This is a genomic window from Klebsiella michiganensis (assembly GCF_015139575.1).
In the GTDB taxonomy this organism is placed as follows: domain Bacteria; phylum Pseudomonadota; class Gammaproteobacteria; order Enterobacterales; family Enterobacteriaceae; genus Klebsiella; species Klebsiella michiganensis.
The window spans coordinates 833,761-847,506 of the sequence record NZ_AP022547.1 but is presented as its reverse complement, the minus strand read 5'-3'; the positions used below and the strand labels follow the sequence as shown (position 1 = coordinate 847,506).

The following is a 13,746-nucleotide window of genomic DNA, read 5'->3' as shown; positions in this document are numbered from 1 at the left end:
GACATCACATTAGCTTATGACCAAAATCAGCCGCAGAGCCTACAGAGTTTTTATCTACAATAAAGCGATTCAATCCGCACAAAACCAAACTAATTAGTTAAAAAAGCAGCGCATGATGATATTTTCTGCGAAATGACGGGCCTAATTTCTATAACAAAAAAAAGGTAACATTAATAAAACTAATGCGAAAAACGAGGTGAAATTAGATTATTTCAAATGAGAGGGGATAACCCGGCGCGGCGGCCGGGTGAGAGAAGTGTGACGTACTTAACGTAACCAGGCGGGCAGGTCGTTGAGCCCCATCGCTTGACGGATAAGCTGCGGCTTCACGCCGGGCAATGTATCCGCCAGCTTAAGACCGATATCGCGCAGCAGCTTCTTCGCCGGATTGTGGCCGGAGAACATGTCACGAAAGCCCTGCATCCCCGCCAGCATCAGCGCAGCGCTATGTTTACGGCTGCGTTCATAGCGACGCAGATACAGATGCTGGCCGATATCCTTGCCCTGCGCGTGCAGGCGCTTCAGTTCGTCGATCAGCTCGGCGGCATCCATAAAGCCAAGATTAACGCCCTGCCCCGCCAGCGGATGAATGGTATGGGCGGCATCGCCGACCAGCGCCAGACGATGGGCGGCAAACTGACGCGCATAGCGGCCGGTGAGCGGGAAGACCTGGCGCTCGCTCTCCACGGCGCATAAGCCGAGGCGGTTATCGAAGGCAATATTCAGCGCCTGGTTAAAAGCGGCATCGTCCGCCTGCCGCATCCGCTCAGCCTCTTCGGGAGAGAGCGACCAGACAATCGAGCAGAGGTGCGGATCGCTCAGCGGCAGAAACGCCAGAATCCCTTCGCCGTGGAACGCCTGACGTGCCACCGCTTCGTGCGGTTCTTCGGTGCGAATAGTGGCAACCAGCGCATGATGGTGATAATCCCAGTAGGTGAGCGGGATATCGGCTTTATTGCGCAACCATGAATTGGCCCCATCGGCGCCAACCACCAGCCGGGCGGTTAACATCGTGCCGTCCTGCAGGCTAAGAAAGGCCTCGTTCTCCCCCCACGCAACCTGCTGCAGCTCCGCCGGAGCCAGCAGAGTGACGTCCGCGCAGCGCTGCGCTTTTTGCCACAGGGCGTGGTGAATCACGGCGTTTTCAATAATATGCCCAAGGTGGCTAAAGCCCATGCTCTGGTCATCAAAGCTGATGCGGCCAAAACTGTCTTTATCCCACACTTCCATACCGTGGTAGCAGCTGGCGCGCTGGGCGATAATATCCTGCCAGACGCCCAGTTTGCTCAGCAGCTTCTCGCTGGCGGCGTTAACCGCCGACACCCGCAGCGCCGGCGGCGCATCCGCGCTTAACGGCTGAGGCGCGGCCTGTTCCAGCACCGCAACGCGCAGCCCGCTGCCCTGCAAACCGCAGGCAACCGCCAGCCCCACCATTCCACCGCCAACAATAGCGACATCAACACTTTGCACGTTTAACTCCTTAACGGGGAACCCAACCGAGGGTACGCTGCGCCAGCGCATCGCGCGCCGGGGTAAATAATTCCATCGCCATCAGGCCGACGTTGCGCCCCACCACCAGCGGCGCCCAGCGATTGGCGAACAGATGCACCAGCCCATCGGTCACGCCGACGGTGGCGGCTTTATCTGCGGCGCGTCGGGTCTGATAGCGGCTCAGAAGCGGATAGCCGCCCGGATCCTCTCCTTCTGCCTGCGCCTGCGCCAGCATTTCCGCCAGGCTCATGACGTCGCGCAGACCGAGGTTAAATCCCTGCCCGGCAATAGGATGCAGCGTTTGCGCCGCGTTGCCGACCAGCGCCAGCCGATGCGCAACCGTGCGGCTGGCTCGGGTGAGCGAGAGCGGATACACGCTGCGCTTTCCGGCATGGACGATCCGCCCAAGACGCCAGCCGAATGCCTGCTGAAGCTCATGGCGGAAGCGTTCGTCCGACCAGCTCAGCACCTCTTCACGCCGCGACTGCGGATGACACCACACCAGCGAGCAGCGGCCCTGCGACATGGGCAGCATCGCCAGCGGGCCGTGTGGGGTAAAGCGTTCAAACGCGCGCCCGCTATGCGGCTGCGCGGTACTGACGTTGGCGATAATCGCCAGCTGTTCATAGGGTTCCTGCTGCCAGCTGATACCACAGCGGGCCCCCAGCGTCGAGCGCGAGCCGTCGGCGGCGACCAGCAGTTTACCGCTGAGGGTTTCGCCGTTGTCCAGAACCAGGCTTACGCTCTCTTCGCTGCGGCTGACATTTTCCACCTTTGCCGGGCAGTGCAGCGTCACGCCCGGCGCCTTGCGCAGCTGCGCAAACAGGCGCTGGCCGACATCGTGCAGCTCAACCACCTGGCCCAGCGCCGCCAGCCCATACTCCTCAGCCTCGAGCGTCACAAACCCCGCGTGGCCGCGATCGCTGACGTGAACGCGCTGAATGGCCGTGGCGCAGTCGGCTATCTCTTGCCAGATATCAACGCGAGCCAGCTGCTGGCAGGTGCCGGCAGCCAGAGCGATGGCGCGGGCGTCAAAGCCCGGATGCTGCGCGGAATCCGGCGCAGATGCTTCAACCAGATGCACCGGCAGCGTACCGCCGGTCAGGCGAGATATCGCTAGCGCCAGCGTCGCGCCAGTCATTCCTCCGCCGACGATCAGGACGCTCATAGCTGGCGCGCCGCCGCCATCAGCGCCTCGATATCGTCCGCTTTTTTCACTACGCCGGCGGTGAGGTTCTCATTACCGTCTTCGGTAATGACGATGTCGTCTTCAATACGAATGCCGATGCCGCGGTACTGGGCCGGCACGTCGGCATCCGTCGCAATATACAGCCCCGGTTCAACGGTCAGCACCATTCCCGGCTCAAGAATACGCGAGCGGTCGACGTCATAGCTGCCGACATCATGCACGTCGAGCCCCAGCCAGTGGCTCAGGCCATGCATAAAGAAAGGACGATGGGCGTTATTGGCAATCAGCTCATCAATTTCACCTTTCAGGATCCCCAGACGCACGAGGCCGGTAATCATAATCCGCACCACCTGCTGGTTAACCTCTTTAATTGAGGTACCCGGGCGATAGAGCTTCAGCGAGGTTTCCAGAGATTCAAGGACGATATCGTAAATCTCGCGCTGGGCCGGGCTAAATTTGCCGTTAACCGGGAAGGTGCGGGTGATATCGCCCGCGTAGCCGCGGTATTCGCAGCCTGCGTCAATCAGCACCAGATCGCCGTCGCGCAGCTCGCACTCATTTTCGGTGTAGTGCAGGATGCAGCCATTTTCGCCGCCGCCCACGATGGTGTTATAAGAAGGAAAGCGCGCGCCGTGACGGTTGAATTCGTGAAGGATCTCGCCTTCCAGATGATATTCGAACATCCCGGGACGGCATTTTTCCATAGCGCGGGTGTGGGCCAGCGCGGAGATCTCCCCTGCGCGGCGCATGACCTCCAGCTCTTCTGCCGATTTAAACAGGCGCATCTCATGCACCATCGGCCGCCAGTCAATGACCGAGCCTGGCGCCTGCAGATTCTGCCGTACGCCTTTGCGCAGTTTTTCCAGCGCGTTAAACACGATGTCGTCGGCGTAGGCATATTCGCCCTGCGCAAAGTAGATAGCGTCGAGGCCGTTAAGGAGCTGGAACAGCTGCTGATTGATTTCACTAAATGCCAGCGCGCGATCGACGCCCAGCTTCGCGGGGGCAGCTTCCTGCCCGAGGCGGCGGCCAAACCAGATTTCAGCGGTCAGATCGCGCACGCGGTTAAACAACACGCTGTGGTTGTGCGTCTCATCGCTTTTAATCAATACCAACAGCGCTTCTGGCTCATTAAAGCCGGTGAAGTACCAAAAATCGCTGCTCTGCCGGTAGGGATATTCTGAATCTGCGCTGCGTACCGCTTCCGGCGCGGCGAAAATGAGCGCTGCGCTGCCCGGCTGCATCTGCGCCAGTAGAGCCTGGCGACGAGAGAGAAATTCCTGCTGAGTCATGACGCCCCCTGAACGATTTAATGAATGATTAGTGTAGCGTCGGCTTTTGAACTTCCGGCGCAGTGGGTTTCTGAAGAGAGAAGGTGTCGTGGCACAGCAGCGCAGCAACGCGTACGTATTCGATAATCTCCTCCAGAGACATTTCGAGCTCTTCCTGATCCTCGTCTTCGTCATACCCGAGCTGAGCAATATTGCGCAGATCGTCGATGGCTTCACCCGTTTCGTCTTTGACTTTATCCAGCTTAGGCTGCGTCACGCCCAGCCCAAGCAGAAAATGGTTCACCCAACCCGCGAGCGCATCGGCGCGATCGAACACGCTCACCTCGTCGCCATCCGGCAGGTAGAGCTGGAATAAGAAACCGTCATCCTCCAGCGAATCGCTGGTGGCGGAATGCATGTTACGCAGCGCCTGCGCCAGCTCGTGACCAAAAGCCAGGCCTTCGTTAGTCAGATCGTGCACCAACGGCTGCCAGCTGCTGTCTTTGTTGCCGCCGCACAGGATCCCGCTAATCAAACCGTGCATTTCGGCAGGGGTTAATCCTACCCCTTGTTGGTTCAGTAACTGGTCTACAGCGTTGTAGCCAGGCATTTCGTTCTGTATAGACATGCGCATTCGTCATCGTTGGGAGGAATATTCATGATATGCTACCACTTTGGACCCTGGTGAACCAGAATAGGGCTTGTATCTTAAAACCAGGGTAGCTATAGTGTCGCCCCTTCGCAGACCCTCCCAGGGCGTGAAGGCCGCGCAGTCAATCAGCAGGAAGGTGGCATGTCTGCACAACCCGTAGATCTCCAAATTTTTGGCCGTTCACTACGAGTGAATTGCCCGCCTGAACAAAGGGATGCCTTAAACCAGGCAGCTGACGACCTGAATCAGCGGTTGCAAGATTTAAAAGAACGCACTAGAGTCACAAATACTGAGCAGCTGGTCTTCATCGCCGCGTTGAACATCAGCTATGAGTTGACTCAGGAAAAAGCGAAAACCCGCGACTACGCCGCCAGCATGGAGCAGCGTATTCGGATGCTTCAGCAGACCATCGAACAAGCATTGCTTGAGCAAGGTCGCATAAGCGAAAGACCCGGGCAGAAGTTTGAATAACACTTTGCATTTAACTGTGTTAGAGTAATCGCAAGAACAAAATTTCTCTGAGATGTTTGCAAGCGGGCCAGTCCCCTGAGCCGATATTTCATACCACAAGAATGTGGCGCTCCACGGTTGGTGAGCATGCTCGGCCCGTCCGAGAAGCCTTAAAACTGTGACGACACATTCACCTTGAACCAAGGGTTCAAGGGTTACAGCCTGCGGCGGCATCTCGGAGATTCCCTTCTTTTTCGTTTCATCCCCCCTAAGTTAATTTTCGGCTTTTGCCGTCGTGTATTAGACTACGCCTGTTGGTATCGTTTGCTCACCGATGAGACTCAGGTATGACCCTATTGTCAGATATCCCCTTTACCAGGCAGCAAATTCGTCAGCAGATCCGCCAGCGCCGACGCGCGTTAACGCCGGAGCAGCAAACCCAGTTCGCCCTCCAGGCGGCGGACAGAATGATGGCGTATCCGCCGGTTCTGCTCGCGCAGACGGTCGCGGTATTTCTTTCGTTTGATGGCGAGCTGGATACGCGGCCGCTGATTGATCAGCTCTGGCGGGCGGGCAAACGGGTCTATCTCCCCGTGCTTCATCCGTTCAGCCCCGGCAATCTTCTGTTTCTGCACTACCACCCAAGCAGCGATCTGGTGGTGAATCGTCTGAACATCCGCGAACCGAAGCTCGACGTGCGCGATGTCCTCCCGCTTAGCCAGCTGGATGTACTGGTAACGCCGCTGGTCGCGTTTGATGCCGCCGGACAGCGCCTGGGTATGGGCGGCGGATTTTACGACCGGACGCTGCAAAACTGGCGGCAGCATCGCCTGCAGCCGGTCGGCTACGCGCATGATTGCCAGCAGGTTGACGCGCTGCCGACGGAGCAGTGGGATATCCCGCTGCCAGCGGTCATCACGCCGTCAAAAACCTGGCTCTGGTAAAACGCCCGAACAATTGACATTGCTGTTTTTTTCACCTAAATTCCTGGGTGAAGGGTGAGGGAGGCGAACCTCCCTCCTGCATTCTCTCTGTTAATATGCTGGCCAGGCGATGATTAACAGGATAAGCAGCATGATGAAGAGTCTCATCATCGTCCCTTTCCTTTTAGAGCCCCTGCCTCGGTAGGGGCTTTCCCGCTTCAGCCCCACGCTGAGTCTTTATCGTAAATCCCTTTCTTTCAGGCACAACGACATCCGACGGTTTTAATCGCCGTTTGCGGCAAGCTTCGCAAAGCGTTTGGGTGGCGACGGGAAATTGCAGAAGGGTCTATCAGGAGAAAAGGGGCAGGTGATGACCTGCCCGCTGGCATAAAAGGAGTTAGAACAGCAGACGGGCGCGGATGGTGCCAGGAATAGCCTTCATCGCCTGCAGCGCGCTCTGCGCGACATCTTCTTCGGCTTCAATATCAATGACCACGTAGCCCATTTGCGGAGTGGTCTGCAGATACTGCGCCGCAATGTTAATGCCCTGCGCGGCGAAAATCTGGTTAATCGCGGTCAGAACGCCCGGACGGTTTTCATGGATATGCAGCAGACGGCGCCCGCCGTGCAGCGGCAGCGACACTTCCGGGAAGTTAACCGCCGAGAGCGTAGAACCGTTATCGGAGTATTTCGCCAGCTTGCCCGCCACTTCCAGACCGATGTTTTCCTGCGCTTCCTGAGTTGAGCCGCCAATGTGCGGGGTCAGGATAACGTTGTCGAACTCACAGAGCGGAGAGTTGAACGGATCGCTGTTGGTCGCCGGCTCGGTCGGGAAGACGTCGATCGCCGCGCCCGCCAGGTGCTTGCTCGCCAGCGCATCGCACAGCGCCGGGATATCCACCACGGTGCCGCGAGAGGCGTTGATCAGCAGCGCGCCGGGTTTCATCAGCGCCAGCTCTTCCGCGCCAATCATGTTCTTCGTGGAGGCGTTTTCCGGCACGTGCAGGCTCACCACATCGCTCATGTTCAACAAATCAGAAAGATGCTGGACCTGAGTCGCGTTACCTAACGGCAGCTTGCTTTCAATATCGTAGAAATAGACATGCATCCCCAGCGATTCGGCCAGAATACCCAGCTGCGTGCCGATATGACCATAGCCGATAATACCCAGCTTTTTGCCGCGCGCTTCAAAGCTGCCGACCGCCAGCTTGTTCCATACGCCGCGGTGCGCTTTGGCATTTGCCGCCGGTACGCCGCGGAGCATAAGCAGCAGTTCGCCGATCACCAGTTCAGCAACGGAACGGGTATTGGAGAACGGGGCGTTAAACACCGGGATACCGCGTTTCGCCGCCGCGTTTAAATCAACCTGATTGGTACCGATACAGAAGCAGCCAACCGCGACCAGCTTCTCCGCCGCCGCGAAGATCTCTTCAGTCAGATGAGTACGGGAACGCAGGCCGATGAAATGGGCATCACGGATGGACGCTTTCAGCTCTTCGCTATCCAGCGCGCCTTTATGAAATTCGATATTGGTGTAGCCCGCTGCGCGAAGGCTGTCCACCGCTTTTTGGTGCACACCTTCAACCAGCAGAAATTTAATCTTGTCTTTTTCCAGTGATACCTTAGCCATTTCCCCGTCCTGTTTTTGTCTTAACTGATGTCGTGCGGAACGAAAGTTCTTCTCAGCAACATATCAAAAAAAACTATTGCGGCAATATGAACGTTTGCGTCGGCAACCTGAAGAAATATCAATCAGCGGGAAATAGCAGGACAAAACACCAGAAAGTAAAAGAAAGGTAGATTGTTACTAAGACAAGGCGCGTAAATGTGACAGAAGTCACCAAAATAGGCCTGGAGAAAAAATATTTGCGAGGAAGCGATTCGCTCCCTCGGATCAGACTATTTAGTGATAGTTTTTACACCATCAGCGGTGCCAATCAGCGCGACGTCCGCACCGCGATTCGCAAACAGGCCGACGGTCACGACGCCCGGAATACCGTTAATGGTATTTTCCAGCGCAATAGCGTCCAGAATTTCCAGACCAAACACATCGAGGATCACGTTGCCGTTATCGGTCACGACGCCCTGACGATACTCCGGACGGCCGCCCAGCTTAACCAGCTGACGCGCCACGGCGCTGCGCGCCATCGGGATCACCTCCACCGGCAGCGGGAATTTACCCAGAATATCCACCTGCTTGGAAGCATCGGCGATACAGATAAATTTGTCGGCGACCGAAGCGATAATTTTCTCACGCGTCAGGGCTGCGCCACCGCCCTTGATCATCTGCATATGGCCGTTGATTTCATCTGCGCCGTCCACGTAAATACCAAGACGATCAACGCTGTTCAGATCAAAAACCGTAATACCGAGGCTTTTCAGTTTTTCAGTAGAGGCATCAGAGCTGGAAACCGCCCCTTCAATCTGCCCTTTCATGGTACCCAGCGCATCGATAAAGTGCGCCGCCGTCGAGCCCGTACCGACCCCAACGATGGTGCCCGGTTGTACATACTGCAGTGCCGCCCAGCCTACCGCTTTTTTCAGTTCATCTTGCGTCATGATTATGGTCCGAGATGTGAATTCCTGAGGCGCATTATAGAACATCAGGGGGGTCATTGTCCCTGCGACGGCGATCACACAACGCGGTCGCCAATTTTTCATCTTCATCAAAAACAAATTTATGTCATAGTGCGAGTTAACGAAAAGTATTAGGGGGCACGCCAGAGCAATGAAACGACCGGACTACAGAACACTACAGGCGCTGGACGCGGTAATCAGGGAACGAGGGTTTGAGCGCGCCGCGCAGAAGCTTTGTATTACGCAGTCCGCCGTCTCTCAGCGCATCAAACAGCTGGAAAACATGTTTGGACAACCGCTGCTGGTGCGAACCGTACCGCCGCGTCCCACCGAACAGGGGCAAAAGCTGCTGGCCCTGCTGCGTCAGGTCGAACTGCTGGAAGAGGAGTGGCTGGGCGATGAACAAACCGGCTCCACGCCGCTGCTGCTATCGCTGGCGGTCAACGCCGACAGCCTGGCCACCTGGCTGCTGCCCGCGCTCTCCAGCGTGCTTTCCGACTCCCCTATTCGGCTGAACCTACAGGTGGAAGACGAGACCCGGACCCAGGAACGTCTGCGCCGCGGCGAAGTGGTCGGCGCGGTCAGTATTCAGCCGCAGGCGCTGCCCAGCTGCCTGGTCGATCAGCTCGGCGCCCTCGACTACCTGTTCGTCGCCTCGAAGGAGTTTGCCCAGCGCTATTTCCCCAACGGGGTGACCCGCTCGGCGCTGCTGAAAGCGCCGGTGGTGGCATTCGATCATCTCGATGATATGCACCAGGCCTTTTTGCAGCAGAACTTCGATTTGCCACCGGGCAGCGTGCCCTGCCATATCGTGAACTCCTCGGAAGCCTTTGTGCAGCTGGCCCGTCAGGGAACAACCTGCTGTATGATCCCGCATCTGCAAATTGAGAGAGAGCTGAACAGCGGCGAACTGATTAACCTCACGCCGGGCCTGTTCCAGCGCCGGATGCTCTACTGGCACCGTTTTGCCCCGGAAAGCCGCATGATGCGCCGGGTGACCGATGCGCTGATCGATTACGGCCACAAGGTGTTGAGACAAGATTAACCCCCGCAAGCAGGCCGGCGCCGTCCGGCCTGTATGACCCACCTTCTCCTGCTCATATCTTTGAAATACATCACAAAATAAAACATTTCATGCGGCAAAAAACGACGCACCGATGGCTATTTTTTGCTGGCGACAGGGGCGATAAAAAAGCTCACCGTATTCGCAATATCCCATTTCATTGCGCATACGGAGCACAACATGTCAGAGTTACGGGAGTGGCAAACGCTCGCCAACAAAGAGCTCAGCCGGCGGGAAACAACCGTCGATGCCCTGGTAAAACAGACGGCAGAGGGCATTGACGTTAAGCCGCTGTATACCGAAGCCGATCTTGATAATCTGGAAGTGACCGGCACCCTGCCCGGCCTGCCGCCTTTCGTTCGCGGCCCGCGCGCCACCATGTACACCGCACAGCCGTGGACCATCCGCCAGTACGCCGGTTTCTCTACCGCCAAAGAGTCCAACGCTTTCTATCGCCGCAACCTCGCCGCCGGGCAGAAAGGGCTTTCCGTCGCCTTCGACCTCGCGACCCATCGGGGCTATGACTCCGATAACCCGCGCGTGGCGGGCGACGTGGGGAAAGCCGGCGTGGCGATCGATACCGTCGAAGACATGAAGATTTTATTCGATCGGATCCCGCTGGATAAGATGTCCGTATCGATGACCATGAACGGCGCGGTGCTGCCGATAATGGCGTTTTATATCGTCGCGGCGGAAGAACAAGGGGTGGAGCCTGAACAGCTCACCGGCACGATCCAGAACGATATTCTGAAAGAGTACCTGTGCCGGAATACCTATATTTACCCGCCAAAGCCCTCAATGCGCATTATCGCCGACATCATCGCCTGGTGTTCGGGCAACATGCCGCGCTTTAACACCATCAGCATCAGCGGCTACCACATGGGCGAAGCCGGAGCCAACTGCGTGCAGCAGGTGGCCTTTACCCTGGCCGACGGTATCGAATACATCAAGGCCGCGCTCTCGGCCGGGCTGAAAATCGATGACTTCGCCCCGCGCCTGTCGTTTTTCTTCGGCATCGGTATGGATCTGTTTATGAACGTCGCCATGCTGCGCGCCGCACGCTACCTGTGGAGCGAAGCGGTAAGCGGCTTCGGCGCCACCAATCCGAAATCCTTAGCCCTGCGCACCCACTGCCAGACCTCCGGCTGGAGCCTCACCGAGCAGGATCCGTATAACAACGTAATCCGCACCACTATCGAAGCGCTCGGCGCCACGCTCGGCGGCACCCAGTCGCTGCACACCAACGCTTTCGACGAGGCGCTTGGCCTGCCCACCGACTTTTCCGCCCGTATTGCGCGTAATACGCAGATCATCATCCAGGAGGAGTCAGAGATCTGCCGCACCGTGGATCCGCTGGGTGGTTCGTATTACGTCGAGTCGCTGACCGATCGGATCGTTAAGCAGGCGCGGGCCATTATGCAGCAGATCGACGACGCGGGCGGAATGGCAAAGGCGATCGAGGCCGGACTGCCGAAACGGATGATCGAAGAGGCCTCCGCCCGCGAACAATCGCTGATCGACCAGGGCAAGCGCGTCATCGTCGGCGTCAATAAGTACAAGCTGGAAAAAGAAGATGAAACGGCGGTACTGGAGATCGACAACGTTAAGGTGCGCAACGAACAGATCGCCTCGCTGGAAAAAATTCGCGCCAGTCGGGACGACGTGACGGTAAAAGCCGCGCTGAACGCCCTCACCCACGCCGCGCAGCATGGTGAAAACCTACTGGCCGCCGCCATCAACGCCGCCCGCGTCCGCGCCACGCTGGGCGAAATTTCCGACGCGCTGGAGGCGGCGTTTGACCGCTACCTGGTGCCCAGCCAGTGCGTCACCGGCGTAATTGCGCAAAGCTACCACCAGTCAGACAAAGCCGCCGGCGAGTTCGACGCTATTGTTGCGCAAACCGAAAAATTCCTCGCGGAACGCGGCCGCCGTCCGCGCATTCTGATCGCCAAAATGGGTCAGGACGGTCACGATCGCGGGGCCAAAGTGATCGCCAGCGCCTATTCCGATCTCGGCTTCGACGTTGACCTGAGCCCGATGTTTTCCACGCCAGAAGAGATCGCCCGCCTGGCGGTGGAAAACGACGTGCACGTGGTGGGCGCCTCCTCGCTGGCGGCAGGCCACAAAACGCTGATCCCCGAGCTGATCGATGCCCTGAAAAAATGGGGACGGGAAGATATCTGCGTCATCGCCGGCGGCGTCATTCCGCCGCAGGATTACGCGTTTCTGCAGGCGCGCGGCGTGGCCGCTATTTATGGCCCCGGCACGCCGATGCTGGAGAGCGTACGCGACGTCCTGATGAGGATTAGCCAATATCATGATTAACCACGCCACGCTGACGGACGCCGTGCGGCGACTACGCCTGGGCGAGCGGGCCACGCTCGCCCAGGCCATGACGCTGGTGGAGAGCCAGCATCCCCGCCACCAGGCGCTAAGCGCACAGCTGCTGGATGCCATTATGCCCTTCACCGGCGACGCCCTGCGCCTGGGCGTCACCGGCACGCCGGGGGCCGGAAAAAGCACTTTTCTGGAAGCTTTCGGCATGCTGCTGATTCGCCACGGCCTGCGGGTCGCGGTGATAGCGGTCGATCCGAGCAGCCCGGTCAGCGGCGGCAGCATTCTTGGCGACAAGACGCGCATGATCGAACTGGCGCGATCGGACTCTGCCTTTATTCGCCCGGTGCCCTCCAGCGGCCATCTGGGCGGCGCCAGCCTGCGCGCGCGGGAGCTGATACTGCTGTGCGAAGCGGCGGGCTATGACGCGGTGATTGTCGAAACCGTCGGCGTCGGCCAGTCGGAAACGGAACTCTCCCGGCTGGTGGACTGCTTTATCTCGCTGCAGATCGCCGGCGGCGGTGACGATCTGCAGGGCATTAAGAAGGGGATTATGGAGATGGCGGATATCGTGGTTATCAATAAAGATGATGGCGAGAACCGCGCCAGGGTGGCAATCACCCGTCATATGTATGAATCCGCCCTGCATATTCTGCGCCGCAAGCACGCCGCGTGGCAGCCGCGCGTTTTGAGCTGTAGCGCGCTGGAGCAGCGCGGCATCGAAGCCGTCTGGCTCGCAATTCTTGACTTTAAAACCACCCTCACCGACAGCGGCGATCTGGAAAAACTGCGCCAGCGCCAGGCGCTGGAGTGGCTGCAAAAACAGGCCGAAACCGAGGCGCTGCACCTGCTGTTTGCCCGAACCGACTTTGCGCGCTACTTCCAGCAAACGCTACAGGCGGTAAAAAACAACGGTCTCTCGCCGCGCACAGGCCTGCGGCAGATTAGCGAATTCCTCCAGAATCATTACTTTGCGTAAAAGGATATTTATGTCTTATCAATATGTTAATGTCGAAATTATCCGTAAGGTTGCGGTGATTGAGTTCAACTATAGCCGCAAGCTCAACGCCTTAAGCAAGGTGTTTATCGACGATCTGATGCAGGCGCTGAGCGACCTCAACCGGCCGGAAATTCGCTGCGTCATTTTACGCGCGCCCGGGGGAGCAAAGGTTTTCTCCGCCGGCCATGACATCCACGAATTGCCCGGCGGGCGCCGCGATCCGCTCTCGTATGACGATCCGCTGCGTCAGATCACCCGTATGATCCAAAAGTATCCGAAACCGGTGATCTCCATGGTCGAAGGCAGCGTCTGGGGCGGCGCGTTTGAGATGATCATGAGCTCCGATCTGATCATCGCCGCCAGCACGTCAACGTTCTCTATGACGCCGGTGAATCTCGGCGTGCCCTACAACCTGGTCGGCATCCACAATCTGACCCGCGACGCCGGCTTTCATATCGTGAAAGAGCTGATTTTTACCGCCCTGCCGATTACCGCCCAGCGCGCGCTGGCGGTCGGTATTCTCAATCACGTGGTGGACGCCGACGAACTGGAAGATTTTACCTTGCAGATGGCGCACCACATCTCCGAGAAAGCGCCGCTGGCGATCGCGGTCATTAAGGAAGAGCTGCGCGTGCTTGGCGAAGCCCACACCATGAATTCCGATGAGTTCGAACGTATTCAGGGAATGCGTCGCGCCGTCTACGACAGCGTGGATTATCAGGAAGGCATGAGCGCGTTTATGGAAAAGCGTAAACCTGAGTTCGTCGGCCATTAATCACGCCGGATTAAGGAGTAT

12 protein-coding genes and 1 other RNA gene are annotated in these 13,746 nt (G+C 57.9%); 7 read left to right on the top strand and 6 right to left on the bottom strand.

Annotation, left to right across the window (positions count from 1 at the left end; genetic code table 11):
- Positions 1–267: 267 nt before the first annotated feature.
- The 4 genes from ubiI to JLG71_RS04080 are packed head-to-tail and all read right to left on the bottom strand — an operon-like array spanning position 268 to position 4,579.
- Entirely contained in the window at positions 268–1,470 is a 1,203-nt protein-coding gene (gene ubiI / locus JLG71_RS04095) for an FAD-dependent 2-octaprenylphenol hydroxylase (protein ID WP_064377976.1), read from the bottom strand.
- 10 nt (positions 1,471–1,480) lie between these two features.
- The gene (gene ubiH, locus JLG71_RS04090; protein WP_049083217.1) at positions 1,481–2,659 is read right to left on the bottom strand and encodes a 2-octaprenyl-6-methoxyphenyl hydroxylase; all 1,179 of its coding nucleotides are present in this window, start codon (positions 2,657–2,659) and stop codon (positions 1,481–1,483) included.
- Complete coding sequence (gene pepP, locus JLG71_RS04085; protein ID WP_014226807.1) at positions 2,656–3,972, bottom strand: Xaa-Pro aminopeptidase; 1,317 nt, start codon at positions 3,970–3,972, stop codon at positions 2,656–2,658. The genes ubiH and pepP overlap by 4 nt, the downstream gene beginning before the upstream one ends.
- 28 nt (positions 3,973–4,000) lie before the next feature.
- Positions 4,001–4,579, bottom strand: a complete 579-nt coding sequence (locus tag JLG71_RS04080) for a YecA/YgfB family protein (protein WP_004133578.1) — start codon at positions 4,577–4,579, stop codon at positions 4,001–4,003.
- 165 nt (positions 4,580–4,744) lie between these two features.
- Here JLG71_RS04080 and zapA point away from each other — a divergent pair, with 165 nt between their 5' ends.
- The 3 genes from zapA to JLG71_RS04065 all read left to right on the top strand — a co-directional run bounded on the left by zapA (position 4,745) and on the right by JLG71_RS04065 (position 5,997).
- Positions 4,745–5,074 (top strand): cell division protein ZapA, encoded by a 330-nt coding sequence (gene zapA, locus JLG71_RS04075; RefSeq protein ID WP_004105598.1) that lies wholly within the window; start codon positions 4,745–4,747, stop codon positions 5,072–5,074.
- A 41-nt stretch (positions 5,075–5,115) separates the two neighbouring features.
- Positions 5,116–5,299: non-coding RNA, 6S RNA (gene ssrS, locus JLG71_RS04070), on the top strand.
- Between the two features lie 101 nt (positions 5,300–5,400).
- Positions 5,401–5,997 (top strand): 5-formyltetrahydrofolate cyclo-ligase, encoded by a 597-nt coding sequence (locus JLG71_RS04065; protein ID WP_004854098.1) that lies wholly within the window; start codon positions 5,401–5,403, stop codon positions 5,995–5,997.
- 376 nt (positions 5,998–6,373) lie between these two features.
- Here the strand turns inward: JLG71_RS04065 and serA are convergent, their stop codons facing one another.
- Both serA and rpiA read right to left on the bottom strand, forming a co-directional pair.
- Positions 6,374–7,606 (bottom strand): phosphoglycerate dehydrogenase, encoded by a 1,233-nt coding sequence (gene serA / locus JLG71_RS04060; RefSeq protein ID WP_004115297.1) that lies wholly within the window; start codon positions 7,604–7,606, stop codon positions 6,374–6,376.
- Positions 7,607–7,875: 269 nt separating this feature from the next.
- Complete coding sequence (rpiA, locus tag JLG71_RS04055; RefSeq protein ID WP_004125006.1) at positions 7,876–8,535, bottom strand: ribose-5-phosphate isomerase RpiA; 660 nt, start codon at positions 8,533–8,535, stop codon at positions 7,876–7,878.
- Positions 8,536–8,704: 169 nt separating this feature from the next.
- Between rpiA and argP the strand changes: the two genes are divergently transcribed.
- The 4 genes from argP (at position 8,705) to scpB (ending at position 13,725) form a co-directional block, all read left to right on the top strand.
- Positions 8,705–9,598 carry a DNA-binding transcriptional regulator ArgP gene (gene argP / locus JLG71_RS04050; RefSeq protein ID WP_004105608.1) on the top strand — a complete coding sequence of 298 codons (894 nt, stop codon included), beginning with the start codon at positions 8,705–8,707 and terminating at the stop codon, positions 9,596–9,598.
- 198 nt (positions 9,599–9,796) lie between these two features.
- A complete protein-coding gene (scpA, locus tag JLG71_RS04045) occupies positions 9,797–11,941 on the top strand; it encodes a methylmalonyl-CoA mutase (RefSeq protein WP_200913985.1) in 2,145 nt (714 codons plus the stop codon).
- The gene (gene meaB / locus JLG71_RS04040) at positions 11,934–12,929 is read left to right on the top strand and encodes a methylmalonyl Co-A mutase-associated GTPase MeaB (protein WP_200913984.1); all 996 of its coding nucleotides are present in this window, start codon (positions 11,934–11,936) and stop codon (positions 12,927–12,929) included. The genes scpA and meaB overlap by 8 nt, the downstream gene beginning before the upstream one ends.
- A 10-nt stretch (positions 12,930–12,939) precedes the next feature.
- Positions 12,940–13,725: a methylmalonyl-CoA decarboxylase gene (gene scpB / locus JLG71_RS04035; RefSeq protein ID WP_014226812.1), complete on the top strand. Its 786-nt coding sequence runs from the start codon at positions 12,940–12,942 to the stop codon at positions 13,723–13,725.
- The last annotated feature ends 21 nt before the right edge of the window (positions 13,726–13,746 follow it).

Excerpts from the sequence above, each read along its gene's own strand:
- scpB (WP_014226812.1), top strand. The coding sequence starts at position 12,940 with ATGTCTTATCAATATGTTAATGTCGAAATTATCCGTAAGGTTGCGGTG.
- pepP (WP_014226807.1), bottom strand. The coding sequence starts at position 3,972 with ATGACTCAGCAGGAATTTCTCTCTCGTCGCCAGGCTCTACTGGCGCAG.
- serA (WP_004115297.1), bottom strand. The coding sequence starts at position 7,606 with ATGGCTAAGGTATCACTGGAAAAAGACAAGATTAAATTTCTGCTGGTT.
- JLG71_RS04065 (WP_004854098.1), top strand. The coding sequence starts at position 5,401 with ATGACCCTATTGTCAGATATCCCCTTTACCAGGCAGCAAATTCGTCAG.
- meaB (WP_200913984.1), top strand. The coding sequence starts at position 11,934 with ATGATTAACCACGCCACGCTGACGGACGCCGTGCGGCGACTACGCCTG.
- ubiH (WP_049083217.1), bottom strand. The coding sequence starts at position 2,659 with ATGAGCGTCCTGATCGTCGGCGGAGGAATGACTGGCGCGACGCTGGCG.
- rpiA (WP_004125006.1), bottom strand. The coding sequence starts at position 8,535 with ATGACGCAAGATGAACTGAAAAAAGCGGTAGGCTGGGCGGCACTGCAG.
- JLG71_RS04080 (WP_004133578.1), bottom strand. The coding sequence starts at position 4,579 with ATGTCTATACAGAACGAAATGCCTGGCTACAACGCTGTAGACCAGTTA.
- argP (WP_004105608.1), top strand. The coding sequence starts at position 8,705 with ATGAAACGACCGGACTACAGAACACTACAGGCGCTGGACGCGGTAATC.
- scpA (WP_200913985.1), top strand. The coding sequence starts at position 9,797 with ATGTCAGAGTTACGGGAGTGGCAAACGCTCGCCAACAAAGAGCTCAGC.
- zapA (WP_004105598.1), top strand. The coding sequence starts at position 4,745 with ATGTCTGCACAACCCGTAGATCTCCAAATTTTTGGCCGTTCACTACGA.